The 25,900-nt window shown below is 40.2% G+C and carries 20 protein-coding genes and 1 pseudogene; 9 read left to right on the top strand and 12 right to left on the bottom strand.

Features of this window, described 5'->3' with window-relative positions; translation table 11 throughout:
• Positions 1-225 precede the first annotated feature (225 nt).
• The 3 genes from AAEY87_RS04455 to AAEY87_RS04445 all read left to right on the top strand — a co-directional run bounded on the left by AAEY87_RS04455 (position 226) and on the right by AAEY87_RS04445 (position 4,853).
• Positions 226-1,416, top strand: a complete 1,191-nt coding sequence (locus AAEY87_RS04455; RefSeq protein ID WP_350656099.1) for a cation diffusion facilitator family transporter — start codon at positions 226-228, stop codon at positions 1,414-1,416.
• Between the two features lie 635 nt (positions 1,417-2,051).
• The gene (locus tag AAEY87_RS04450) at positions 2,052-2,756 is read left to right on the top strand and encodes a hypothetical protein (RefSeq protein ID WP_350656098.1); all 705 of its coding nucleotides are present in this window, start codon (positions 2,052-2,054) and stop codon (positions 2,754-2,756) included.
• Between the two features lie 207 nt (positions 2,757-2,963).
• Positions 2,964-4,853: a monovalent cation:proton antiporter-2 (CPA2) family protein gene (locus AAEY87_RS04445; protein ID WP_068037528.1), complete on the top strand. Its 1,890-nt coding sequence runs from the start codon at positions 2,964-2,966 to the stop codon at positions 4,851-4,853.
• A 107-nt stretch (positions 4,854-4,960) separates the two neighbouring features.
• On the opposite strand, the gene AAEY87_RS04440 is transcribed toward AAEY87_RS04445, so the two are convergent.
• A complete protein-coding gene (locus tag AAEY87_RS04440) occupies positions 4,961-5,890 on the bottom strand; it encodes a DUF2628 domain-containing protein (RefSeq protein WP_350656097.1) in 930 nt (309 codons plus the stop codon).
• Positions 5,891-6,198: 308 nt separating this feature from the next.
• Here AAEY87_RS04440 and trmB point away from each other — a divergent pair, with 308 nt between their 5' ends.
• The 3 genes from trmB (at position 6,199) to AAEY87_RS04425 (ending at position 10,512) form a co-directional block, all read left to right on the top strand.
• A complete protein-coding gene (trmB, locus tag AAEY87_RS04435) occupies positions 6,199-7,032 on the top strand; it encodes a tRNA (guanosine(46)-N7)-methyltransferase TrmB (RefSeq protein ID WP_502945444.1) in 834 nt (277 codons plus the stop codon).
• A gap of 1,241 nt (positions 7,033-8,273) precedes the next feature.
• A complete protein-coding gene (recA, locus tag AAEY87_RS04430; RefSeq protein WP_068037536.1) occupies positions 8,274-9,332 on the top strand; it encodes a recombinase RecA in 1,059 nt (352 codons plus the stop codon).
• 40 nt (positions 9,333-9,372) lie between these two features.
• Complete coding sequence (locus tag AAEY87_RS04425) at positions 9,373-10,512, top strand: regulatory protein RecX (protein WP_350656096.1); 1,140 nt, start codon at positions 9,373-9,375, stop codon at positions 10,510-10,512.
• 78 nt (positions 10,513-10,590) lie between these two features.
• On the opposite strand, the pseudogene AAEY87_RS04420 reads toward AAEY87_RS04425, so the two are convergent.
• The 7 genes and pseudogenes from AAEY87_RS04420 to AAEY87_RS04390 all read right to left on the bottom strand — a co-directional run bounded on the left by AAEY87_RS04420 (position 10,591) and on the right by AAEY87_RS04390 (position 18,050).
• Positions 10,591-12,047 (bottom strand): annotated as a pseudogene (locus tag AAEY87_RS04420) (anion permease).
• Between the two features lie 324 nt (positions 12,048-12,371).
• Entirely contained in the window at positions 12,372-13,088 is a 717-nt protein-coding gene (locus AAEY87_RS04415) for a YidB family protein (protein ID WP_350656095.1), read from the bottom strand.
• Between the two features lie 221 nt (positions 13,089-13,309).
• Positions 13,310-13,789: a hypothetical protein gene (locus AAEY87_RS04410; protein WP_350656094.1), complete on the bottom strand. Its 480-nt coding sequence runs from the start codon at positions 13,787-13,789 to the stop codon at positions 13,310-13,312.
• Positions 13,790-13,806: 17 nt separating this feature from the next.
• Positions 13,807-14,088, bottom strand: coding sequence for an FAD assembly factor SdhE (locus tag AAEY87_RS04405; protein WP_068037546.1), 282 nt, complete (start codon positions 14,086-14,088; stop codon positions 13,807-13,809).
• A gap of 72 nt (positions 14,089-14,160) precedes the next feature.
• Positions 14,161-15,063, bottom strand: coding sequence for a dihydropteroate synthase (gene folP, locus AAEY87_RS04400; protein ID WP_350656093.1), 903 nt, complete (start codon positions 15,061-15,063; stop codon positions 14,161-14,163).
• Between the two features lie 190 nt (positions 15,064-15,253).
• Positions 15,254-17,146: an ATP-dependent zinc metalloprotease FtsH gene (ftsH, locus tag AAEY87_RS04395; RefSeq protein ID WP_068037551.1), complete on the bottom strand. Its 1,893-nt coding sequence runs from the start codon at positions 17,144-17,146 to the stop codon at positions 15,254-15,256.
• A gap of 271 nt (positions 17,147-17,417) precedes the next feature.
• On the bottom strand, positions 17,418-18,050 hold the full coding sequence (locus AAEY87_RS04390) for an RlmE family RNA methyltransferase (RefSeq protein WP_068037556.1): 633 nt from the start codon (positions 18,048-18,050) through the stop codon (positions 17,418-17,420).
• 522 nt (positions 18,051-18,572) lie between these two features.
• On the opposite strand from AAEY87_RS04390, the gene AAEY87_RS04385 reads away from it, so the two are divergent.
• Positions 18,573-18,884, top strand: a complete 312-nt coding sequence (locus AAEY87_RS04385) for a YhbY family RNA-binding protein (protein ID WP_068037559.1) — start codon at positions 18,573-18,575, stop codon at positions 18,882-18,884.
• Positions 18,885-19,026: 142 nt separating this feature from the next.
• Positions 19,027-19,809 (top strand): DOMON domain-containing protein, encoded by a 783-nt coding sequence (locus AAEY87_RS04380; RefSeq protein ID WP_350656091.1) that lies wholly within the window; start codon positions 19,027-19,029, stop codon positions 19,807-19,809.
• A gap of 171 nt (positions 19,810-19,980) precedes the next feature.
• Here AAEY87_RS04380 and AAEY87_RS04375 read toward each other — a convergent pair whose 3' ends face one another.
• Positions 19,981-20,709 (bottom strand): CHAP domain-containing protein, encoded by a 729-nt coding sequence (locus AAEY87_RS04375; RefSeq protein WP_068037565.1) that lies wholly within the window; start codon positions 20,707-20,709, stop codon positions 19,981-19,983.
• Between the two features lie 263 nt (positions 20,710-20,972).
• Between AAEY87_RS04375 and AAEY87_RS04370 the strand changes: the two genes are divergently transcribed.
• Positions 20,973-21,488, top strand: coding sequence for a hypothetical protein (locus tag AAEY87_RS04370; RefSeq protein WP_350656089.1), 516 nt, complete (start codon positions 20,973-20,975; stop codon positions 21,486-21,488).
• 298 nt (positions 21,489-21,786) lie between these two features.
• Here the strand turns inward: AAEY87_RS04370 and lpxC are convergent, their stop codons facing one another.
• The 3 genes from lpxC to ftsA all read right to left on the bottom strand — a co-directional run bounded on the left by lpxC (position 21,787) and on the right by ftsA (position 25,845).
• A complete protein-coding gene (gene lpxC, locus AAEY87_RS04365; RefSeq protein WP_068039407.1) occupies positions 21,787-22,704 on the bottom strand; it encodes a UDP-3-O-acyl-N-acetylglucosamine deacetylase in 918 nt (305 codons plus the stop codon).
• A 363-nt stretch (positions 22,705-23,067) separates the two neighbouring features.
• Positions 23,068-24,264, bottom strand: a complete 1,197-nt coding sequence (ftsZ, locus tag AAEY87_RS04360) for a cell division protein FtsZ (protein WP_068329266.1) — start codon at positions 24,262-24,264, stop codon at positions 23,068-23,070.
• A gap of 288 nt (positions 24,265-24,552) precedes the next feature.
• On the bottom strand, positions 24,553-25,845 hold the full coding sequence (ftsA, locus tag AAEY87_RS04355) for a cell division protein FtsA (protein ID WP_203226476.1): 1,293 nt from the start codon (positions 25,843-25,845) through the stop codon (positions 24,553-24,555).
• Positions 25,846-25,900: the final 55 nt, after the last annotated feature.

Here is a 25,900-nt window from a genome sequence, read left to right as displayed (position 1 = left end):
AAATTCTAAATGGGCTAAAAAGGGCTAAATAATCTTCCGTTATATCTATTCTCCATTATCTATCTACCGTATTTTTACCTCGTCATTACAGCTTCTAATACTCGACTATGTTAAATTCATAATTATCTTTTGATAGATTCTGACAAAAATGCAGCATCTACTTTGTATAAAGCATAAATTAATATCGACTAGTTTATTTAAATTTCAGCAAACCTGAGTGTTGTTATGAATCAAAAAAATTCAAACCCTGAACAAAGTAACCACTCTTATCAGAATGGAGCGGCTGTGCCTGAGCATCTGCACAAAGATGATGAGAGCAACTACACTCATGACAATCAAGACACTCACGACCACGATGAACACTTAGAGCAAACAACAGCGCCGCGTGATACCAAAGGCTATCAGCGCACTTTACTGTTTAGCTTTATTATCATTACTGGCTACATGTTTATTGAAGCTATCGGCGGCTGGCTCACAGGCAGTTTAGCGTTATTATCTGATGCAGGTCACATGCTAAGCGATGCTATAGCACTTGGCGCTACCCTAATGGCTTTTAAAATCGGTGAGAAAGCGGCTACCCATCAAAAGACTTTTGGCTATAAACGTTTTGAGATATTAGTTGCTACTGTCAATGGCGCTACGCTTGTTATCATTGCGCTGATGATTTTCTATGAAGCAATCAAACGCTTCAATTCACCGCCTGAAATCGCTACCCAAGGTATGCTTATTGTTGCCACCATCGGTATGCTAGTCAATATTTTGGTTGCGTGGCTTATGCATCGAGGTAGCCGCAGTGGAAATGGAAATGAACACGCTCACAATCACAGTCATAGCTCAAATAAAGACAACGCAAATACCAAAGCCTCGGACAATAAAGAACCCGTTAATCTCAATATGCAAAGTGCTTACTTACATGTACTGAGCGATTTAATGGGATCCGTTGCCGCTATTATTGCTGCGCTATTGATGATGAGTTTTGGTTGGGTTTGGGCAGATGCAGCGGCGTCAGTGATTGTTGCCATACTAATCTTAATCAGTGGTTACCGCGTCGTACGTGATTCGGTGCATATCTTAATGGAAGGTACGCCAGAAGGAATATCACTGGTTGATGTTGAGGATAAATTGGTTGCCCATCCACAGGTACAAAAAGTCCATGACCTGCATGTTTGGAGCATCACCAGCGGCTTAAACGCCTTATCTTGTCATGTGGTGGTCGATGGTGACATGAGAATCTCGGATGCCAGCTTATTGATTGCCAATCTTGAACAAAGCTTGTTAGAGCTCGGTATTCATCACGCCACCATTCAGGTCGAAAGCTTATCGCATCCGCAAACTGAGGCACATAGTGATGCGCTGGTCTGTGATATCTCAGAGCGTCCTGCTGATGGTAATAGCCATATTGGTCACAGCCATTAGTAACAGTCATTGGTAATGAAGAAACAATTACTGGCTGTTAGGTAGAATCGTAGATGATACAGATGCAGCTAATTAGTGGTTACCTCTAATGCAGCGATAAATATAGCGTAATATAGGCCAGAATAACCAAGCTACTGTGATAATCCAAACGATAAATCCAAGACCTAACAACTTCATTCTAATCCAAAAGTCTAAACATCCATTACACACATTAGTCAGATAAGCTGGCCCCATATTCGACGCCATTACTAACCAAAATCCAGAGGCTAGTGCTAAGACTGCAACCAGTATTCTGACAAATACTTTTCCGATAGATATTAATAATGCATGTTGCTTATTTATAGTAGGAAGGGAGTTTGGTTGATGCTCCATGATAAATTAGTCTCGATTTTTACTTTATTCCATTTTTCTCAATCTTATAAAGCCTGTCCATTTATAACCTCGTTTGCCTCTTCCGTTAAAATCACCTTAACAACTTTTATCAAGCTTTTGCTTATCCGATTTCAAAAAAAACCATTCCAAGCAGGCTTATATGGTTATAATAACTATTGTAAACCACCATTTAAGCTATAGATTGACTTTGGCAAACATACTTATTAGTATTTTTTCAACTTATCTATTGATGATATAACACTATGTCTAGACGCTCGGCGCCCTTTGTCGCCCCCGACTATATCGACAACCCTACTTCAACAGACGGCAAAAAACACGCCAAGGTTTTGCTATCAACGCTGCAAGAGGATATCTCCAGCTTTCGTAATGAGCAGTTTCCGCCTGATATTTTGCGCCAAATTCGCGACATGCCCATTTATGAAGGTAACTTAGCAGAAGTCCAAGCCTACCAACAACGCTGGCAAATTCTGCTTGAGCGTGCAATGGCATTTTATCCTGCTGCCAATCTACCACCCGACTATCTACCATTGCCGGCCAGTCTTGAGATTCCACAGTTTATCTACCATGTTCAGCGCCTACATCTAACCAAGACCCATGCAAAAGAATCCAAAAGCTTTGGGTCGGTCGGTGCGCTTACCGATAAATGCGGTGATTACAGTGCTGATGAGATCGCGCGTATGTCGTCAGTATTTGATAATGACGATGAGGCGCGCTTAGTTGCCCATCGTGAATTTATTGATCTGCGAGCGTATGTTTTTTGCCGTGACCATAAAAGCGAGATGTTAGAGCCTGAACGCATACGCTTTTATCGTACTGGGCTTATCGTCCATGCGCTGCCAGATTTCAAAATAATTGATAGTCGGCAGACGCCGCGTAAGCGTCGCAATGACGCATATAGCAATCCGCTAGCGGACAATGGAGTGTGGAAAATTTACCGTAAAAAATAACCATATTATTGTTTTATTTACGCGTGTCATTGATTATATTTTGAAGCTTTAAAATAGACAATAGCGTGCTCTATAGTTTATTTAAGCTTATTTGGTTACAGGAAAGATGAGTGAAAGTACTATCAATAGTAGACTAAGCGAACCTGACACCGTATCTAATGTAGATTAGATTGACTATATTTTTATATTGATTGCTAAGGATTTTATATGTTCGCTGCCGCTGCCGGCTCACCAAACTTGATGTTACAAGCCACCATATTTTTGGGTGCAGCGCTGCTTTTTGTTCCACTTGGTAAACGCTTTGGTATAGCCACTGTCCTCGGTTATCTGATTACAGGACTGATATTAGGCCCGAGTGCGCTAGATGTGGCAGGTGATGCCGAGAGCTTGCTACACTTTTCTGAGTTTGGTGTGGTAATGCTGCTATTCATCATTGGTCTTGAATTGCAACCATCACGGCTTTGGGCACTACGACGCTCTATATTCGTCCTTGGCGGCTTACAAGTTGGGCTTACGGGCACGCTATTGATGGTAATTCTGTATCAGTTTTTCTCTCTAAGACTAGATACTGCTTTCATTGTCGGCTTCGGCTTAGCGCTCTCTTCTACTGCCTTTGTACTACAGATACTGACCGAAAAACAGCAACTCTCTAGTACACATGGGCGTGAAGCATTTACTATCTTACTATTCCAAGATATTGCCGTTATTCCATTATTAGCAGTGATTCCATTTTTATCAGGTGTGCGCGAACAAAGCTACGATTTGATTTATTTTGGCAAAGTTTTTGCCGTCTTTGGTGGTCTTATCCTTGCTAGCCGTTATGTTATCCGACCATTTTTTAAGTTTGTAGCATCCAGTGGTGCTTCAGAGCTACTGACCGCTGTCGCCTTATTTATCGTCATGGGCGTATCTATTTTGATGGGACAAATCGGTCTGTCAATGGCTTTAGGTGCATTTTTGACCGGTGTACTATTAGCTGACTCTGAATATCGTCATGAGCTAGAAGCCAGTATTGAGCCATTTAAAGGTTTATTGCTCGGCTTATTTTTTATGTCAGTAGGTATGCTGACCGATATCAAGCTTATCTTAGCGCATCCTATATTCATAATAAGTTGTGCGTTGGCGTTGATGTTTATCAAGTTTGCCGTGATTACTGCTATTGCAAAAATATCAGGCAATCGCTGGCCGACCAGTATTCGGCTTGGTGTTACCTTAGCTCAAGGCGGTGAGTTTGCCTTTGTTTTATTCAACGTCGCGGCGACTCAAAATGTATTAGCGCCTGAACTGGAAAACACGCTTAATCTAATCGTAACCATTTCTATGGCACTCACACCGTTGGCATTTTTATTACTAGATAAAGTCGGCGAGCCTTTGTTCGCTAAAAGTAAGCCTAGTCGCGAACACGATACGATTCCCGACCATGAGCATCCAGTCATTATCGCTGGTTTTGGACGAGTCGGACAAATTATCGGGCGAGTACTACGCATGCATAATATCGAATTTACTGCCATTGAACGCTCGGCAAATCGAGTGGATTTCGTGCGTAAATTTGGTAACCAAGTCTATTATGGCGATCCAAAAAACCCTGAGATTCTGCGTGCTGCCGGTATCAGTAAAGCCCGTATTTTTATTATCGCTGTTGATGATTTAGAGCGCTCTATCACTACCGCTGAGTATCTTCGCAAAAACTATCCTGATTTAGTTGTGCTAGCGCGAGCTCGTGACCGTCAGCATTATTACCGCTTACGTGAGGTCGGTGTGCGTCATATCTGGCGTGAGACCTACTTATCCTCGCTAGATATGTCACGCGAGTCCTTACAGCTGCTTGGGATATCACCTGAAAAAGCACGTGAAACGATTCAAACTTTCCGCAACTACGATGATGATTTGATTGAACGTCAGCAAGCGATCTATGGTGATGAGGCGCGCCTGATTGAATCAGCACAATCGGCTATGGCTGAGCTTGAAAGCTTGTTTGATGAAGATATCGGTAAAGCGCGCAAGATGGACTTAGGTGAGTTTTATGAAGTCCTTAAGAATCAAGCAACGCCCGTTGATGACGCCCCAGATGATGTCGTTACTGACCCTAAGGCCTAGATGATTTGTGGTTTATTGCTCAGTTTATCGATAGCTCGGTTTGACAGTTACTTAGCTTGATAGTTACTTAGCTTGATAGCTACTAAATTTTAAGTGCCAAACATGATTTAATTAGCCATGCAGCGTTTGGGAGCCTGTTTTTTATTAAGTGAGCTTATACAATTCCAGCTATCGCTATCAGGGTTATGGTGAAACACTAAGGTTTGACCATTTAGATAACGTATAGGGAACTTGGCATTTTCAACTGTCGCCACCACTGCACAGTCAGTAGCGGATACACCTTCTACTTGCGTAGTAATATGCATGCGTACCTGCTGTGCATCGGTGCTGAGAGGTAATTTGGTTGGGCACTCTCCCGTTTGCTGATAGATTAGAGCGACCCTATTCTGCGCATTTTTAGTGATGTCATAAGCATCAAACAATACCTCATTTTCCTTTTGTTTGGCGATAATCGGCAAAAACTGCACATTGATCACCATGAGCGCAAAAGCAAAAAATCCAAAACCAAGCCCTAAACCAAATAAGCTCACTCCTCCCTCACGGCGTAGATGCGCTTGTTGCGCTGCCTCGTCTCGTGGATGGTCATTGATAGCATCCGCAATTTCACGTCTTGCCATTCGGTAATAATAAGCATCGGTCCAACGTGCGACCATAGAAGCCCAAAACAGCCAAATAACTGCTGCAATTCCAATACGTGTTGCCATCTGATAGACATCTGGGATATAAGGCATCGCCACAAATTCAAACGTGACTAGCGCGATGACAATATTAAGTTGAATAAAGGACCAGCCAGCAACGCTATAGACAAGGGCGTCCATGTAACGCTTACGATATAGCAGCCAAGGTAAGGTAATAAAGAACGCAGCCCAGTGCCACTTGGGTGACAGATATCCTTGCTGATCAAACTGCGCAAAGCGCTTAAGGTAATAACCTTGTGTACGATGACCAATAAACCATTGATCAAGCTTTTTGCGCTTGAGAGGACTCAGCTGTTCTTGATAAAACGGTGGTGGCGAATCCGTCTCAATAAATAACATAGCAGTAGGCTCTATTAACTGTGCATGATTAAAAATTACTTGAAATTTAGGATTCTAAATAGGGATTTATTGGGTCGATAGGTGACCTTTATTATATGATAATCAAAAGGCAGATGCGATATCACTTTAGTGCCGATAGGTAGCTTAATATAGCGTCTATCTAAGCGCGTTAGTAAGCGATTGATAACTTACTAATAACCACGTCCATTGTAGTTTGGTCATTCATTATAAGATTGGACGTTCACACCCAGGTGTATTTAACTTATAATACGCTCATATTCGTCACTTAATTAAGTTCTATAGATCTTATGAATGAACATTCTCACACCGATAGCCCTTCTCAAAGCCATAACGACATGGCCACTGATACCGATATCGACACTGATATAAATACCAATGAATCTGCATCGACCGACGCAGAAGCGTCTGATAGCAAACACATTCGTATCGTCAATACGTTTATGAAACGCCGCACGCATATGAATAAAAATGCCGAGCTGGCACTAACTGATCCAGAATTTGCTCAGTATTTAGTGAATAATAGTTTCGGTGATGGCAATCTAGAGGGCATAAATGATCTGCGCTCGCTATTTGCTGACACGCCGAATGGCAGTGACGCTCCGCTTACCTTAGAGATTGGTTTTGGGTTGGGTGATTCGTTCATTGAGATGGCTGCAGCTGACCCTACACGCAACTTTGTTGGAGTCGAAGTACATGAGCCCGGTATTGGCAAATGTGCCTATATGGCTGGTACACAAGGCTTGACCAACGTTAAAATTATCAATGGTGATGCCATTCAACTACTGAAGCAGCTGCCAGAAAACCATATTGACCGTATTCAACTTTACTTCCCTGATCCGTGGCAAAAAAAGCGTCATTATAAGCGCCGTTTTGTCAGTCCGGAACGCATGGCTATAGTTGCTCGCAGTCTAAAGCAAGGTGGCTGGTTTCATACGGCAACCGACTGGGAACATTATGCATTTTGGATGGTCGATGTGTTAGATAGCTTTGCTGGCCTCAGTAATCAGGCAGGTAAAGGTAGCTTTACTGCACGTCCTGACTTTCGTCCAATGACCAAGTTTGAACGTCGCGGCTTAGAACGTGGTCATGGTGTTTGGGATTTGATTTATACTAAAGACTAAATTTTTATCTTTTTTATAGTTTATATTCAGCATTCAGCGGCTAATCGACTTAGCCGCTTTTTTGTAACATTATATAATCAATTCATGTGCTCAAACTACTCGATTCATGAGCTCAAACTACATAGTATCGCCCTACTTACTCTTGTGGTTGTGCGCTACTCTAGCTTATTGTTATATCATTCATTCTTTTGCCACCCTTCTTATTTTCTAGTATCTATTCTCTGACATCTGTTTCTGTTCCTGCATTTACCAAATATCTACTTCCTAGCTGATAAAGTTTCATTCTACATTGCGGCTATGCAACATTACGCCAGTCTAGTCTTTATTTGAAGCCAAAACTTTATCTTCAGAATAATGCAAAGAGCTCTTGCTATTTTCAACTATTGTTTTTATCAAAAAAAATTTTAGCATTCCAGTTTTTCTTAAAGTTTAGGCTAATAATGACTATAAAGGTAACGAGACAATACTACGTGAAACATCGTCAAAAAATATAAAAATTAGCACGATTTTCCTATAAAATCTGAGCTACAAAAACATCTCGACTGAATCTCAAGCTTTTATCATCATCGCAAACATTGATAGCATAAGGGTTTGATGAGTTTTCCCCATAAGCTGTGGATAAGTATGTGGATAAGTGCCTACTTGACACGTATCTAGCTTGATACACTAATGCCTTAGGTAAAATCGTTCACTTTTTGTACAATTTAAATTAATATTAGAATCAATAACTTATGTTATTAAAAAAGTAAAAATAACTTTTTAGAAATTAATTTCAAATATTTTTCATACTAACCTATGTTTCACGAACGAGACTTTAGAGCCTATTATTTTCTGTGGACAACTTAATATTTTTATTGACAAATTTGGCTGGTAGTGAGTCTAAGTTACCATATTAATAGTAAGAATTTCTACTATTTCATTTAACTTTTTCGTCAATTTAAATCATGCGACAGCTGTTGTCGCTTGTTCTGTATCAGGTCAAGATGTAGCAGTCAGATTTTGCTATAATTACTTCATCAAATAACACACCTAAAGACATCACTTCTCCAAACTTTTTTCTACTTTTATTATCGATATTTTTTACTGTATAGTGGGACAAAGTATTCTTATAGAGTTTTAGCTAAGATAAATATGAAATTAAAAGTAGGTTAAGATAGACGACCCATGTATTAAAAATTTTTGTTTAATTATCACTATACATTCAAACTTTCGAATTACTCTTTTATGATAAGGACTCCATTATGGACGACAATAAAGCCAAAGCACTTAAAGCGGCACTGGGTCAAATTGAAAAGCAATTTGGCAAAAACACCATCATGCATCTAGGTGACGACTCTGCCATTTTGGATGTTGATGTGGTATCAACAGGCTCATTAGGTCTAGACATTGCCCTTGGCATTGGTGGCCTACCAAAAGGCCGTATCGTTGAGATTTATGGCCCAGAAAGCTCTGGTAAAACTACCATGACGCTACAAGCTATTGCAGAATGCCAAAAGCAAGGTGGTATCTGTGCCTTTATTGATGCTGAGCATGCACTAGATCCAGTTTATGCGCGCAAGCTTGGCGTGAATACTGATGAACTATTGCTCTCTCAGCCTGATAATGGTGAGCAAGCGCTTGAAATCACTGACATGCTTGTGCGTTCTGGGGCGGTTGATATGATTGTTATTGATTCAGTTGCTGCCTTGACGCCGCGTGCAGAGATTGAGGGCGAGATGGGCGACTCACATATGGGTTTGCAAGCACGCTTGATGAGCCAAGCCTTACGTAAGATTACTGGTAATGCTAAACGCTCTAACTGTATGGTAGTATTTATTAACCAAATCCGTATGAAAATCGGTGTCATGTTTGGTAGCCCTGAGACCACAACAGGTGGTAACGCACTTAAGTTCTACGCCTCAGTGCGTATGGACATTCGTCGTATTGGTGCGGTTAAAAATGGTGATGAAATCATCGGCAACCAAACTCGGGTTAAAGTTATCAAAAATAAGATGGCACCGCCTTTCCGCCAAGCAGAGTTTGAAATCACTTATGGTGAAGGTACTAACCACTTAGCCGAAGTGATTGACTTGGGTGTTGAGATTGGTGCGGTTGGCAAAGCAGGCTCGTGGTATAGCTATGGCGATGAAAAAATCGGTCAAGGTAAAGCCAACTCTGTGCTGTTTTTGAAAGAGAACCCTGCTATTGCCAAAGAGATTGAAGATAAAATTCGTGACGAAAAGCTTGGATCAAAAAAAGAAGCAAAAGCAACGGACGCTAATGAAGCCGATGCAGAACTGGCCTCTGAACCTGTACAATAGCAGCTTAATCACTAATCATTATCAATAATCTTGATTTCTTATGAAAATTAAAACATTAGCCGAAATTCTAGCTGAATCGGAAGCCGATTCAGCTAGTACTCCTGTCTCTAAACCAAAAACAGCCACTCAAAAGTATTTATCTAAAAAACCTGCCAAAATAAAACAATCTGTAGATAAATCAAAATATGCAAAATCTAGTCCTAGGCGCGCAGATCTTAAGGATGACGAGCCTTCTCAAACCTTTGATAACTCTGACAACGATACTACCTCATTTTTCTCTTCTGACCACTCATCCAAATCTTCTAATTCTAAATCGAAAAAGCGGAAAAAGCGCTTTCATCCGGCTGCCAATTTTGAGCCTGAAGCTAATGAAATACCTACTTACCAGCTTCCTACATCGCAAAGTATCAAAGAGATGCTAGCAGAAGTTAAACGTAACGTTCATGCTGACGCTATAGTCGATAAGTCCAATATAAAAGAATTTTCAGATATAGATAAAATTAGCGACGACAACACAATTAGTCGCACCGATGAGCACTTATCAGAGCCAGAAAAAGACTGTAGTGAAGTTAATCAAACGGACAACTTACCATCCGCGTTAAAAGCTTACCTACGTACACCTGAGCAGCGACAAGCAGAAGTAGATGCTATCAAAGCTGAAAGCCGCCTACGCTGGTTAGCGTTTTACTATTTATCGCGCCGCGAATATGGCAAAGCTGAATTAAAACAAAAACTACTCGATAAAGAGCAAGATCCTACCAAAATTGATGAACTACTCGATGAGTTTGAAGAGAAGGGTTATCAAAGTGATTACCGTACTACCTTGATGCTTATTCGGGAAAATATCCGTAAAGGTCGTGGACGTGGACGCATCAAACAAGAGTTCTATCGCAAAAAAATAGCCATACCTAGCAATATAGATGAGCTAATTGACATGGCAAATACAGAGTCTGATGAATTTAGCGAGTTCGTTGATGAGGATCCAGAAAGCTTAGTGGAAGGCGTCGACTGGCTAAAGCTTGCGGTAGCTGCACGTACCAAAAAATATGGAAACGACATCCCTATTGAGCAAAAAGACAAAGCACGCCAGCTGCGGTTTTTACAATATCGTGGATTTAAGAGTGATATCTGTTTTGCCGCGCTCAACTATACGTTAGAGACGTTAGATGAACGCTTTTAGCTAATTTTCTTGCAGATTGATTAGGTTAAAGTATTTAGAACGCAATGAATGAACCCTATTAATAATATGTACGCACGTTTAATAATAGCCGAGCACTTTCCACCAAACCAGACCTGCACCTATCCAAACGACTAAGTTAACCACACTCATTATCGCGCCAATACCCCACCACTCCCCTAATGTCACATAATCTGAGTTAAAGATAACTGGAGCGGTACCTGTCGCATAATGAGTCAAGGTCATCATGATGTTGCCTGCTGCCGCAAGTATTAACGCATATAACATTGGCGGTGCACCTAAGCTTAACCCTACTGCGTAAAAGGCTGCGAATAGCGCTGTAATATGAGCAGTCGTACTGGCAAAGAAATAATGGATATACAAATAAACCAAGGTCAAAATCGCTACTGCACCCATCCAACCAACCCCAGTCGTACCAATCATTGACTCGATGTTGCTAGAAAACCAGCTGATCAAACCAAGCTTATTTAGGTAAGACGCCATCATAATTAGCGCACCGAACCAAATAATAGTATCCCAAGCAGACTTTTCTTTGAGCACATCCTCCCACGTGAGTACACCAGTTAATATCAAAGTCGTCAATCCAATAAAAGCCGTCGTCGTGGCATCAACACTAAAGGCTTCACCGAATATAAGAGCAGGAATATTCGCCCACAGTATCAACATCAGTGCAAAGACACCGAGCATAATCTTTTCTTGCTTACTGATACTCCCCATTTCATCCAAATTTTCTGTAGCGAATTTTTTGGCGTTGGGTGTAACTTTTAAGTCAGGTGGATAAATGACATAAATGACCAGTGGCATCAATATTAAACATAGCATCCCAGGTACAAACATCGCCACTGCCCATGTTGTCCAAGACAGTTGAATGTCACCACCTGTTGCTTTGTTAACTAAATCTACGACCAGAGGGTTGGGTGCGGTTGCAGTAATAAACATGCCCGAAGTGATTGGGTTAGCATGATAATTCACATTGCTAAATAACGGCCAATCTTTTTTTGAGTACCTTCTTCTGGAGTTGAATGGAAACTCTGCGCGATGGATTTCATAATAGGGTGAATAATACCGCCACCACGGGCAGTATTAGAGGGCGTAATAGGTGCAATCATTAACTCAGCTGCAGTTAGGGAATAAGCCACACCAATCGATTTTTTGCCGAAAATAGAGATAAAGTAATAAGCAATACGGCGTCCCAAACCAGTCTTAATCAATCCTCGCGATATCATTACCGCGATACCGATCAGCCAAATAAGCGGGCTTGAGTAGCTTGAGAGAGCATCACTGATTGCCTCTTTCGGGCTCTCATTAGTCACGCCAGTGACAGCCACTAATGTCACTGCAATAATGGCAATTGCGCCAATCGGTAAAACTTTACCAATAATGGCAACAATCGTAGCAATAAACAACGCCAGCATATGCCAAGCTTCAGGTGTAACGTCAGCAGGAACTGGAATAACGAACCAGATAATCAAGCCAACTAAGACGGCAATCGCGGCAGGAATAGGTTTAAATGGCATCATCAGCTCAACCTTATCACGCGTATAGTAGGTAGTGATATCTTATTCATCAGCTTCAACAAAACCTGGAACTGTAAATAGATAAAAAAACATATAATGAAGCAGTCATTAACTAATTATATAGCTATGATATAACGATTAGACTAATGCTGCTTTATTGCTCACTTTTTTTAACATAACTATTTAATGTTAACAATGTCACTTAATGCTAAGAGTGCCACGAGTTTCTGATTATTAATTATTGGCCATAAAAAAAGAGTGCGTTATTAAACGCACTCTTTTTTAAACCAAAACATAGTGTACTGAAATTAAAAAATACTTGTCTTATTTTAGCGTACCAAGACGACTAGATAATTGACTAACAATCTGATCAATCTCTTGATTGGCTTCTGATTCATTGTCCAAATTGCCATGTGGCGTTAGCTGATTAAAGACTTCTGGCAGTAGCTCAGCCAGACCTTGGCGTACTTCTACATCATTGGCACCAGTATGCGCAGCGACTTGTTGAATTTCATTCTCGTCAAATAAACGACTGACATCATTAGGATCCAAGTTATCATTAAGTTCATGATTACTCATCCAAGAGCGTGCTTGATTGTCATAACCCATTCCTGTGACTTTAGACAATGCGCCGCTAAGTCCACCGTTACGTTGAATCCAGCTTAGTACCATAGGCATAAGAGCCGCCACTAGCATACCTTTACCACCGAAACCGCTTCTAGTACGCTGACTGCCTAATACGCTACCTAAGATATCACCTAAGCCGCCTGCACCAGAGCTCATACCACCGCGCTGATTGCCACCAGTCAAACCTCCTAAAATATCATCCAAACCAAAGCCATTACCTGGCTGTTTATCGTATTGTTGCGGATTATATTCACGTGTTTGATTGCGACTACCTGTTAATACCCCACCTAAAATATCACCAAGACCACCAGTACGACGCGGATTAATATTCTGATTGACTGGGTTGCGTTTAGAATCTTCTGGATCCATAGCACTACGGGTGACTTGTGTAATTAAATTTCCTAATAAACTCATAGTATTATCCTCTTATTATTTATAATCGTATTGTCATACCTGACATCAGAGCTGTTAAAAGCATAATCTGACCTGCTATCTAATATAACAAACCGTTTTAACTAGCAGGATAGGTATTTTGTTATAACGCGTAGGACTTCGTTAAAGAATAATGAAACATTGAATATAAAAAATTTATACAATCATATTACCCATGTAAATTTTGCCTGAAACAGACGACTTTAAACAATTTTTTCACCTGATATATTCGCTAAAATATTTAGCTGTCGCCATTCATTACGACTGACTTGATCACGAAAAACGGTCACTGTCAGAGTGCGCTTAAAAGGCTCGACAGTCATAAATTCAAAAGTTATCAACCAATGATAACGATGTATATTATTAAGCTCAGCCAGCCATAGCTCATCGCCGCGACCAGTACGCATAAGTAATTGCCAATCCTGACTCACTTGCTTATACAAAGGTGGCTGACTCAAATGTAACAATATTGGACGTGATAAAGCCAAATAGCTTACTACTACTGCACTGACAACCAGTATCACAACATCTTGCCACAATGATAATTCGGCAAGCCATAATAGTAATACCAGCGCACTTAGCAATCCGACATATATGAGCGCACGAAGATAACTGCTAGAATTAACAGCAGTATCAATACGTAACGGATTGGTTTGCGACGGAGCCACAGCGTTGTCAAGCATAAGAGAGAACCAGATTTTTATAGTGAATCTTTAGCATGGCGCCATGTCTTAATTTTATTTACTAATGTCCATATCGCTTCGTTTTCTGGACGAGCTTGATTGGTAAAGTAATCCAGTAAATCTGGGTCTTCATGAGTAAGCATTTGCGCAAAAGCCTCTTGCTCAGCAGGCGCTGCTGTCAAGTAAAGCTCTTTAACGTAAGGATCAATATAGAAATCTAACTCTTTTAATCCACGGCGTGCTTGATAAATAATACGGCGCTGTTCGTTAGTTGGTTCTGGTTGGGTTATTGCTGTCATAGGTACGGTCTCAATTAAAGATATATTTAAATAGAAGTTTGATTTTTAATCATCGAATAATAATTATGATAGTTAGGCTTTATGCTGATTATGAGTGGATAACTGTTTCCATAATGCCACTGCCTGCTGCATCATTGGCACATTATGGGTACGAATAATGCTTGCGCCTTGTTGCAAAGCCAGCAAGCCAGCGGCAGTCCCTACTGCATCACGATCAGATGCCTTAGTCTCTGCGATCATGTTGACTCCGCTATTGGCCAATACTTCTGCTAAAAAACGCTTGCGCGAAACACCAAACATCATTGGTAACCCAAGTATTTGCAAGCTATCAAGCTGTGTTAATAAGGCGCAGTGATGGTCATAGTTTTTAGCAAAACCAAATCCTGGGTCAATAATTATCTTATCACGCTTCACGCCGAAGCTTGTTACCTCATCGATACGAGCGGCTAACTCAGCAATGACATCGCTAACTACATTATTATACTGCGCTAAATGATTCATGGTTGTCGGCTCACCACGCATATGCATAAGCATCACTGGTATATCAAGTTTGACCGCCATAGATACTGCACCCTCGCGCTTGAGAGCACGCACATCATTCCAAATGTCTGCACCTGCTTCAAACGCAGTCTCTATAACTGCAGGATTACTAGTATCAATAGATAGCCAAACTGCATCGCCAAGATATTGTCTGATGGCTTTGACAACTGGCACCACGCGCTGTACTTCTTCAATAGTGTCAACGGCATCCGCATTTGGACGTGTAGATTCGCCCCCAATATCAATAATAGTCGCTCCTGCCTCCAGCATTTCTTGACAGTGTGCAACGGCTTTATCAATGGCATTGAATTGTCCACCATCGGAGAATGAGTCAGGTGTTACATTCAAAATGCCCATTATATGTGGTTGAGATAAATCTAAAACTTTATTGCCACTAGACAGAGTATAAGCTGGTAAAGGGAGGAACAATGCCATAATTAATCCATTATTAATAATTGTTTTATAAATAAATATGCTTTGCTAAATGATCGATCTCAGTTATGTTCTTCAAGAAAATAAATACCGAAGCAAATAAATTTAGCTCATCATACCAGTAAATTTATACCAATAAAAAAGCCCTTTAAGAAAAAGGGCTTTTGCATAAATTATTGAATGACTTTTAATTTTACATCGCTGGCAATGGTGGTGGAGTTAAACCCGTTGGCTTAATATTACCTTTTGCGAGATTGACTTCATGTTGGTAAACTTTTGGTGGACGTGGATCTTCACCTGCTAGGATATCCTGCAACTGATCACGGTCAATCGTTTCCCATTTCATTAAGGCATCAACCATTGCATGCATTTTATCTTGATTACCTTCGATCAGCTCACGAGCAATATCATACTGCTCTTCTAACATCCGGCGTACTTCTTCATCAACTTTTTGCTGCGTCGCTTCTGAGATAGTACGGTTACTAGAACCGAAATATCCTTGCGAGCTATCATCATCTTCATACACCATAATACCAAGGGCATCAGACATACCATACTTAGTAACCATGGCGCGCGCCATTTTAGTTGCACGCTCAAAGTCGTTAGAAGCGCCTGTCGACTGCTGATTAATAAATACTTCTTCAGCAATACGACCACCGAATAATATAGCGATATCGCTTAGCATTTTTGACTTATACATACTAGTTTGATCGTGCTCAGGCAATTGCCAAGTCACACCAAGCGCAAAACCACGCGGCATAATAGTCACTTTATGCACAGGATCTGTACCTGGCAATAGCTCAGCGACCAATGCATGGCCCGCCTCATGATAAGCAGTTGCACGGCGCTCTTCTTCGCGTATCACCATTGATTTACGCTCAGGACCCATGTACAACTTATCTTTAGCATCTTCAAAATCATTCATGTCGACGCTAGTTTTATTACGACGTGCTGCAAACAATGCTGCTTCGTTTACAAGGTTAGCAAGCTGTGCGCCACTGAATCCAGGAGTACCACGAGCAAGTGCATTGGCATCAACACCGATAGTATTCGGTAGTTTTCTCAAATGCACTTTTAAAATTTGCTCACGGCCTTTAATATCTGGCAAGCCTACTTGCACCTGACGGTCAAAACGACCCGGACGCAACAATGCTTTATCGAGAACATCTGCACGGTTAGTCGCAGCGATGACAATAACGCCTTCATTACCTTCAAAACCATCCATCTCGACCAGCAACTGGTTAAGCGTCTGTTCACGCTCGTCATTACCGCCGCCCATACCAGAGCCACGATGGCGACCGACTGCATCAATCTCATCAATAAAGATGATACAAGGCGCACTTTTCTTGGCTTGTTCAAACATGTCACGTACACGAGATGCACCGACACCGACGAACATCTCAACAAAGTCAGAACCTGAAATTGAGAAGAACGGTACTTTAGCTTCACCAGCAATGGCTCGTGCTAGCAACGTTTTACCAGTACCAGGAGGACCTACCATCAGAATACCACGTGGAATCGTCGCACCAAGCTTGGTAAACTTATCGGGATCACGTAAGAACTCGACAACTTCCACCACTTCTTCTTTGGCTTCTTCACAACCAGCAACGTCTTCGAAGTTGACGTTGATTTGGTCTTCAGTCAGCATTTTAGCTTTAGATTTACCAAAGCTCATTGGACCGCCGCCCTTACCGCCAGCGCCCCCTTGCATGTTACGCATGAAGAACAAGAACAGACCAATAATCAATAGGATTGGGAAACTGGCTATTAACAATTGCATTAACACGCTTTGACGTTTAGGCGCAGTCCCTTGGACTTCGACTTGGTTCTCACGCAATAGTGGCATTAGCTGCTCATCAGTCACAGCTGGCCTAATGGTCTCAAAAGATGAGCCATTTTTCTTCTCGCCGATGATTTGCTCGCCGTCAATCTCAACACTGGCTACTTGGTTTTCGGACACTGCGGTCACAAACTCAGAGTAGTTAAGGTTATCTGGCTCAGATGATTGATCAAAGCCACTAAACACCAGCACCAAAACGCCGATTACCACCAGCCACAATAAGGTATTTTTTACCATGTCGCTCACTAGTTATTCCCATCCCTTACTTATTGGTGTGTTTACTAAACACGTGACGCCCATATATAAATGTAATATAAATTCATCATACATTATCAGACGACTTTGCTTGAAACAAAACAAAGTTAATATATTATGATATGTGGTTTTAACCTACACAATTCAAGCGAAAGCTGCGTTTATTCAGTTAACAATTGTAGCGGTTTTCGCACCTTATATGACGTATTTTATAAAGTTAATAATAGACTATTTATTAGCTATAACCTATTGAAATAACAAGTTATTTTATTGCTATCCAGAACATCTCTTTTGATCGTGGTCTGGATGCTGCAGGCTTCATACTACGAATCTTACTAAATTTAGACTGCATCTGCTTGCGTAATTCTTGTGAGCCCTCACCTTGAAACACTTTCATAATAAGCGCGCCACCTTCTGGTAAGGTATCCAAAGCAAAGTCTACAGCCAGCTCGCATAAGTACATCATTCGGGGTTGATCAATAGAACTATTCCCTGCTGTGTTAGGTGCCATATCAGACAATACCACATCTACTTGCTTGCCACCGACCTCAGCCATGATTTTGTCAAAAACTTCTGCTTCTCTAAAGTCGCCTTGAATAAACTTCACATCTGCTAAAGCATCCATAGGCAAGATATCAGACGCAATTAAAGTACCTCGTTCACCAACTAGTTTAATTGCAACCTGTGACCAACTGCCAGGAGCACTGCCTAAATCTACTACAGTCATACCAGGAGATATCAATTTGGCTTTATCGTTTATCTCAAGCAACTTATAAGCAGCACGTGCACGGTAGCCATCTTTTTGTGCTTGTTTCACATAATAGTCGTCAATATGCTCTTTCATCCAAGCACTACTACTTTTTGACAAACCTTTATTCTCAATACGCGTGGCCAAAATACCTGCTCCTATTACTTTACAACGTGACAACGTGACAACGTGACAACGTGACAACGTGACAACGTGACAACGTGACAACGTGACAACGTGACAACTTACCAATGTACAACTATTTAAATTTATATTTATATTTTTTATATTCGACAGTATTTACCTGTAGTGGGGTTTAAGCATTAAATCTGCAATGCCTATTTTACTTTTAAGACTGCCTATTTAGAATAAATCTATATAGTTAATAAAATTAATAGCATTAGTAATGATTTAACAGCTTTATGACTCAGCAGCGTCTATAATGCGGCGAGTTAATCAGTTTAACATTTTCATCACGTAAAATCGTGCAAAATACTGATGATTTCATGCAAGATGGTCACAGATTATTTATAATGAATATTAACTTTTTTAATAACATTGTTTTAATGATATTGTTTAAATAACATTGCTTCTTATTTATTATGACTCGTTATAACAACGCAACTATTTTAAGACTGTCTTTTATTTTTACTAGAATTTAGGAATACTATGCAACTCGATAACGCTACGATTAAACGCTTAAAAGGTATTGGTCATGAGCTCAAACCTGTCGTTATGATCGGTAATAATGGCATTACTCCTGCCATCACTGAAGAGATTGACCGTGCTTTGACTGATCATGAACTTATTAAAGTAAAACTACCTGCTGGTAGTAAACATGACCGCGACTTGGTCAGTACGGAACTTGCTACTGCTGCTAAGGCTGAGGTGATTCATACTATTGGACGTATGGCATTATTACTACGCCAGAATCCAAATGCCAACCCTAAGTTGTCAAACCTAGTACGCCATGCTCAATAGCAAATGAGCAATGAATGATATTGGTTAAACCCATACAACGGTTATAATTATAAAAGCCGCGACGCATCATTGCTCGCGGCTTTTATGTTATCTCTCACTTAATATATTCTATATTGAAAATCTCTGTTAGGTCACTTTTGTCATGAGTCAGCTATTCAACCTAAAACTTGCAACCGAAAATCTATTTACAGATGCAAAGCAGATTGGTGTACCCATTGATCAGCTCCTGCAAATTCGAATTAGCGTAAGTGCTTCAATCATTTATCAGCCCAAGCGACAACTTTGGCTGAGTTATCAAGTTCAGCTGCCATCACCTACCTTAGCTGCGCAACTAGATTGGCCCGCATGGCAACAAACACAGGTCAGTTTCAATGATTACTTGTGGGAGCAGACTTGCTTGGAGTGTTTTATTAGTAGTAAAGCTATTGGTGATAACGAAACGACCAGCTATATCGAAATCAACGCCAGCCCCAATGGGCAATATGCACTGTATAAGTTTAACGACTATCGCACTCCATCGACGCTACCTCCAGAAGCATTACTACAATCAGATAGCAAGACAAAGGCTCATATCATTTGGAAAGACAACTTTTCAGGCCAACAGATAAAAAGCGTAATTGGTCTGAAACCATCTCTTAGACTGGCAAGTCTCGCTATAGATTTAACTGCTGCTAAATTTATTCCATACTATCAGTATCAACGTATCTTTGGATTGTATTTAGAACAAATATCATCTGACTATTCCAATTCTGAATCGCCTGCTGATATTGGTATCGAGCTGCTACATCCTTGCGTAATTCTACGTTTTGATAAAACCAATTTATACTTCGCATCGGCTCATGCTGCCCCGCCCGACTTTCATCAGCAGTATCATTGGTCAAAACTGGATTACCAAGCTGCACTGTCTAAATCAAAGTTGTCTTAAATGAGCTTTATAATTATTAGACGACCTTATCAGACAGCTAAAAACAGATGTTTTTGATTGCAGTTTAACAAGTATAAGAATAAACATAAAAAAACTCAGTAATGTCATAAAGAGCATTACTGAGTTAGGAGAAAACGGTCAATTTTTAGCTTACGGCTACTTAATCAGACTTTATTTGTCAGCCATAGCAAGGTAGATACCACGATCTGAAGCATCATCAACGTACTGCGAATCACGCCATGTAGTATAGTTATGAACGCCGCTGTATGGGCTAATACTGTTCTGACGGAAATCAGAAACCCATCCTGAACCGTCAAAAATTTGGATATGGCCATGCGGACGTTGTGAGCTGCGATCATAGACTACGACATCACCTACTTGTGGCGGCATGTCATTGCTGATTTTGGTAAAACCTGCGTTAGCAAGTGTGCCGCGAGAGGCATACTGATAAGCTGAAGGATTAGGCGTAAATTCGTAACCAGCTGACTGTAAAGCTTTACGTACATAACGGGCACAATATCCAGAGCTTCTAGACAAAGCAACTCGTGACGCACGAGCAGCGGCGATAGCAGGAGCTGAGTTACTATCTGGTACTCTGCTACTAGCTTGCTGCTGACGCTCATATGATAAGCGATTGGTTAACGATGCTAACTGATATTCTTTTTGTTTGGCATGAGCACTTAGATTGTCGATAGCTTGACTGATTTCATCATTGCTAAAGACATGGGCGCCACTATTGGTGCTATAGACGTTGCGGCTAGAACCATAGTTTTGAGAAACTGAAATATTTGTGATGGTATGACTCAAGGTATTATTTGGTTGAAAGGTGGTTTCGGCAGCACCACTCGTTTGTGCTAAACCCATTCCCAGTACTGACAAAATTAATAAAGCTTGTTTCATAAATTTACTACCTATTTGTTAATACAAGATTGCTCGTCATCCGTGACAAAGCATTAATTGATTTAGAGGATGTACCATTGAATAACCATGATAAAATCCTTAGTACAGCAGCTAACTATTCAGTCTATGACGATTAACACAGGCATTATTGCCAGTTTGGTTATTCGCCTCTTAAACAGCTCGCTTTATATTCTATATATACTGATATTAGGCATATTTATTTTATAAATCGGCTTTTATCACCTAATTGATGAGTAAACACGATGTCAAAAAAACAGCCTAATCGTCTTGCTGAGCTTATCGACCATCAAGCATTTGCTGGTAGCGCACTACCTCAAACACTAGCTGATGATATGCGTCTTTATACACAAGTAACCAATGAGATAAAAACGCTATTGGTAGACTGTCTACCTGAAGAAATACTTAATACCTGCTGGGTTGTAGGTCTGAGCTCTGAGCAATTAACACTAAGCGTAGCCTCAGTTACTGCAGCCAATCATATTCGATACTTACAACATGCATATCTACAAGTACTGACAACGCAGTCAATTACATTTCAACAACTTAAGAAGATTCGCGTAGTAGTATCGAAAACCAATACTAATAATTCATCGTATAAAGAAAAATTATCATCACTAACTAATAATCTTAAACATGATAAAGCCAATGAAAATCAGGCTCTTAGCCAAAACACAAAGCGGACTATAGCACAGGCTGCAAAGCATGTCACCACTGATGAAAAGCTCAAAAAAGCACTTTTACGACTAGCAAATGAGTAAAATTTCGCATCTTACAATGTAATCTTATGTAAATAAAAACAGAAAATCGACATGGTAACGCTGCATTTTTGTAATTCTATAAACAAAAAAAATCATCTGTCAGCTCTATCCCTATTAAGGATTTGACTAGCAGATGATTTTTTTACTGTCCAAAGCTTTTATATTGTCTAGGCTAGAGCCTAGTTATTAAAAAATATGAAAGTATATATTTTTCAATGTGATTATAATTTGAACGTTGATATTCCCAAAATATGTAATCTTACGTAAATGTTGCGATACTTCGTGTATATTCCTGTATTCATCCTTCAACAGTTAGACCTGTTAGAGGTAAATATTCGATAGGACAGGTTACATTGTCATCAAAAGTTACAATTTCAAAGTTATTTGCATCTGATAAGATTTCACGTACTAACATATTGTTTAAGGCGTGTCCTGATTTATAGGCATTAAAACGACCTATAATAGGATATCCAATCAAATATAAATCGCCTAAAGCATCTAAAATCTTATGGCGAACGAACTCATCAGCAAAGCGTAACCCACCAGCATTTAATATACGAGCATCATCAATGACAATCGCATTGTCCATACTACCGCCCAACGCTAAGTTGTTTTGTCTTAACGTCTCAATATCCTGTAAAAATCCAAAAGTACGCGCCTCACTTAATTGCTCGATGAAATTTTGTGTTGAAAAGTTAAGTTGAGCATGTTGAAAGTCTTTATCGAAAGCTGGATGATCAAAATCAATCTCAAAATTTAATTCAAATCCTTCATAAGGACGCAGTTCTGCCCACTTATCATCAACATCGACACGAACTGGTCGGACAATACGCAGAAACTTCTTTAACTCATCTTGTTCAGTGAAGCCTGCTTGCAATAGTAAGCCCACAAAAGGTGAGGCACTACCATCCATAATCGGAATTTCGCTCGCAGATACTCTTATTAACAGGTTATCTATACCAAGTCCTGCTATTGCACTTAATAAATGCTCAACCGTACCGACGCGCGTACCACCAAATACAAGATTTGATGACATCATGGTATCTTGTACTAAAAAAGCACTAGCTGGAATCGGCTCACTACCCTCAATATCTGAGCGCTCAAAAACCACTCCAGTGTTAACAGGTTGTGGATGAAACTCTAAATCAACAGGCTCGCCACTGTGCAGACCGATACCTGTAATAGCTATAGCTGTTTTTATGGTTCGTTGATTCATGGCTGCTTTCTCACATATTTTGTTACAATTGCCATAGTGTACCACTAGCTCCTATCAATTCGCTATAGTCAAAAATCAGTAATTTACTCATTTCTATGATTGACCCAGCTTATGATGAACTGTTTTTCATTATTAACTTATTAATGACTTGCCTAATTAACACCAATTTTTTAGCTAAAACTATGTTAAAACCTTTTAAATATCTACTATTAACAGATTATAAATACAAAAGAGCCAGCGTTGCTACGCTGGCTCTTTATAAAACTGACATCACTGTTGATAATTTATTAAGACTTTATAATCTAAAAACCGTTGTAAAAACCATACAATATATTAATATTAGTGCAACTTAAAACAGATTAATTACTTATTCTGCTGACGTTTAAGATAGTCTTGAATACTATTAGTTTTAGTCTGTGGTTGCTCTTGAGCAGGTGCAGAACGTGCTCCAGTATCTTGATATGCCTGGTTTTGTGAATGCTTTTGACTGTTCAAAGCACTGGTATGCAGATTGGGATCTACTGGTTGCGTGCTGGTCACAGAAGGCACTGATTGTTGAACTTTAGGTGCTTCACTCACCTTTTCATCCAACGTCAAACCTGTTGCGATAACCGTAACATGTAAATCATCGCCCATCTCTTCATCAACAACGGAACCATAGAAAATGTTCGCTTCATCAGTATCTGTGATACCTTCCACAATTTCACTGATCTGACTGAATTCATCTAATGATAGAGTTTCTGAAGAGATAACGTTGACTAATAAGCCTTTGGCATTTTCTAAGCATAGATCATCTAACAACGGTGACTTGATTGCCTTTTCAGTGGCTTGACGCGCACGATCATCACCACTAGCACGCCCGACACCCATCATAGCGTGACCTTTAGCTGTCATCGCAGTACGAATATCATTGAAGTCAATGTTAACAAGACCGGAGCGCGCAATAGTTTCAGCAATACCCTGCACTGCATGCAATAACACATCATCCGCTTTTTTAAACGCGTCTTTCATTGAAATATTACCATAGACACTCATAAGCTTGTCATTAGGAATAGTAATGATAGAATCAACGAAGTTTGTCAATTGCTCAATGCCTGCTTTAGCAGATTTGTTACGCTTGCCGCCTTCAAACTTAAATGGTGTCGTAACGACCGCAACGGTCAAAACTTCCATCTCTTTCGCGATACGCGCAATGACAGGAGCTGCACCAGTACCTGTACCACCACCCATGCCAGCAGTAATGAATACCATATCTGAGTTTTCAAGCAAAGTTCGAATCGCTTCCTCTTCGCTTTCTGCAGCTTCACGCCCAACTTCTGGGTTAGCACCAGCACCTAAGCCACGATTACTCTTCGCACCAAGCTGCAATTTATGCGGTACTGTCAGGCGATCAAGGGCTTGTCTATCAGTATTGGCACAAATAAACGTCACGCCTTTGATACCTTGCTGTACCATATGTTCGACTGCATTACCGCCACCGCCGCCAACACCGAATACGGTAAAACGAGCTTGGCCATTATTTTGAGGCTGGTTATCATCTGGCATGGTGTATTTTGACATAAAAAAGATTCTCCAGTTGCAGATAGCGTGATGGTCGATACGTGGTAACGCACTCGCATAAAGTACTATCGACTTACTATATATAAATGCATACAAATAAAATAAGATAATAAAGCTGAGGCTTAGTTGATATGTGTCAAACCTCTATCTAAATGCGCTACGCTAATAATATGGTCTCGCAGTACTACAGTATTTTGTCAAATAAACGTATTAATCGTTAGATTGAGATAGCGCACTTCAAAGACGATTACAAACGTTTATGCTTTTAAATACTTTATTCTAAATACTCTAAAGTATTTTTTTAAGAACGCTAGTGAAACGATGACCGACACTTTGGAAAGTACCTTTTATTCGGCCCTGTTTAATAGCGTCAGGTTCACTTTGCTCACTGTGACGAAACTGCTCACTTTGACTATAGAGTAAAGTTCCGAATGCAGTTTGATAAGCACGATCATTGACCTGTATATTCAGCTGCTTAAATGACTCTTCATTATCAAAATGATTATAAGCACTGATAGCAGGATGTGTGTTAGACAGCACCACTGGCATTTTTAACAGTCTTTTGGCAAAAGGTATCATACCTTTAATGGTACTACCACCACCAGTAAGTACAATACCGCGATCGATATAACTTAACAGATCTGCCTCATGTAACTGTCGAATGACTTCAGTAAATATCTGTACATAACGCGCTTCAATAATGCGTGCTAGATTATAAAGACTGACATTGACCTCGTCACCTGTACCTTGCGGTTTAAAAATAAAAAACGAGCTTGGATCCATACTATTTATATCGACTGTACCATGTGATTTTTTGAGCTTTTCGGCTTCTATCATAGAAATACCGATATCAGCTGAAATATCCATTGTTACTTCATGGCTACCACTTGCGATACAATGAGTAAAAATAAGCTTATTTTCTTTATACACGCAAATACTAGTAGTACTTGCGCCTATATCTACTAGGCAAACACCTTGTTGGCGTTCTTCACCCATTAAACTATATTCGGCGCTCGTTACTGCATCAAAAACAATATGATCGATACCAACATCACACCCTTGCAGCAGCTTTTGTATATTTTGACGGCTAGAGACCGGCATCATCATCATGTGATACATGACTGTGATGTTTTTTGCAATCATCTCAATAGCATCATCAACCATTGCTTCTTGCTCATCAATATAAATACCTTGCTGACAGCAGTGCATCAAATAATAATCAGACGGTAAATCTTGCGATTTAGCATTGGATAATGCTTGTACCATATCTTTAGCACGTACAGTCTCTTCCTCGACCGCTACATTACCGACACTGTTTTTGCTAGACAATTCAGGAGTAGCTAAGGTCAACCATACACTATGTACACGGCAGTTCGCTGTATCTTCAGCATCTTGAATGGCTTGTTTGATGGCACCTTGCAAGCGTTCACGATGTTTGATTTGACCTTGATAAAAATCGCTATTTTTAACTTGCCCAACACCCATAATACGTATGTCTTTTGCAGACACAACGCTGCCGATCACGACATAGACTGCAGTGGCACTCAGATGGACAACAACCAGATTTTCAGTATTTTTCATGGTACCAAACAAATTATCGCTAAACAGGAGACTACATGACGTCTCCATTAAATCA

The sequence above is a fragment of the Psychrobacter sp. S1-30-MNA-CIBAN-0213 genome (genome assembly GCF_040309845.1).
Classification (GTDB): domain Bacteria; phylum Pseudomonadota; class Gammaproteobacteria; order Pseudomonadales; family Moraxellaceae; genus Psychrobacter.
Note: the sequence above shows the minus strand (reverse complement) of the source record. Positions and strands in the feature narration are given on the sequence as shown.

Excerpts from the sequence above, each read along its gene's own strand:
- AAEY87_RS04455 (WP_350656099.1), top strand. The coding sequence starts at position 226 with ATGAATCAAAAAAATTCAAACCCTGAACAAAGTAACCACTCTTATCAG.
- AAEY87_RS04450 (WP_350656098.1), top strand. The coding sequence starts at position 2,052 with ATGTCTAGACGCTCGGCGCCCTTTGTCGCCCCCGACTATATCGACAAC.
- AAEY87_RS04445 (WP_068037528.1), top strand. The coding sequence starts at position 2,964 with ATGTTCGCTGCCGCTGCCGGCTCACCAAACTTGATGTTACAAGCCACC.
- AAEY87_RS04440 (WP_350656097.1), bottom strand. The coding sequence starts at position 5,890 with ATGTTATTTATTGAGACGGATTCGCCACCACCGTTTTATCAAGAACAG.
- trmB (WP_502945444.1), top strand. The coding sequence starts at position 6,199 with ATGAATGAACATTCTCACACCGATAGCCCTTCTCAAAGCCATAACGAC.
- recA (WP_068037536.1), top strand. The coding sequence starts at position 8,274 with ATGGACGACAATAAAGCCAAAGCACTTAAAGCGGCACTGGGTCAAATT.
- AAEY87_RS04425 (WP_350656096.1), top strand. The coding sequence starts at position 9,373 with ATGAAAATTAAAACATTAGCCGAAATTCTAGCTGAATCGGAAGCCGAT.
- AAEY87_RS04415 (WP_350656095.1), bottom strand. The coding sequence starts at position 13,088 with ATGAGTTTATTAGGAAATTTAATTACACAAGTCACCCGTAGTGCTATG.
- AAEY87_RS04410 (WP_350656094.1), bottom strand. The coding sequence starts at position 13,789 with ATGCTTGACAACGCTGTGGCTCCGTCGCAAACCAATCCGTTACGTATT.
- AAEY87_RS04405 (WP_068037546.1), bottom strand. The coding sequence starts at position 14,088 with ATGACAGCAATAACCCAACCAGAACCAACTAACGAACAGCGCCGTATT.
- folP (WP_350656093.1), bottom strand. The coding sequence starts at position 15,063 with ATGGCATTGTTCCTCCCTTTACCAGCTTATACTCTGTCTAGTGGCAAT.
- AAEY87_RS04385 (WP_068037559.1), top strand. The coding sequence starts at position 18,573 with ATGCAACTCGATAACGCTACGATTAAACGCTTAAAAGGTATTGGTCAT.
- AAEY87_RS04380 (WP_350656091.1), top strand. The coding sequence starts at position 19,027 with ATGAGTCAGCTATTCAACCTAAAACTTGCAACCGAAAATCTATTTACA.
- AAEY87_RS04375 (WP_068037565.1), bottom strand. The coding sequence starts at position 20,709 with ATGAAACAAGCTTTATTAATTTTGTCAGTACTGGGAATGGGTTTAGCA.
- AAEY87_RS04370 (WP_350656089.1), top strand. The coding sequence starts at position 20,973 with ATGTCAAAAAAACAGCCTAATCGTCTTGCTGAGCTTATCGACCATCAA.
- lpxC (WP_068039407.1), bottom strand. The coding sequence starts at position 22,704 with ATGAATCAACGAACCATAAAAACAGCTATAGCTATTACAGGTATCGGT.
- ftsZ (WP_068329266.1), bottom strand. The coding sequence starts at position 24,264 with ATGTCAAAATACACCATGCCAGATGATAACCAGCCTCAAAATAATGGC.
- ftsA (WP_203226476.1), bottom strand. The coding sequence starts at position 25,845 with ATGAAAAATACTGAAAATCTGGTTGTTGTCCATCTGAGTGCCACTGCA.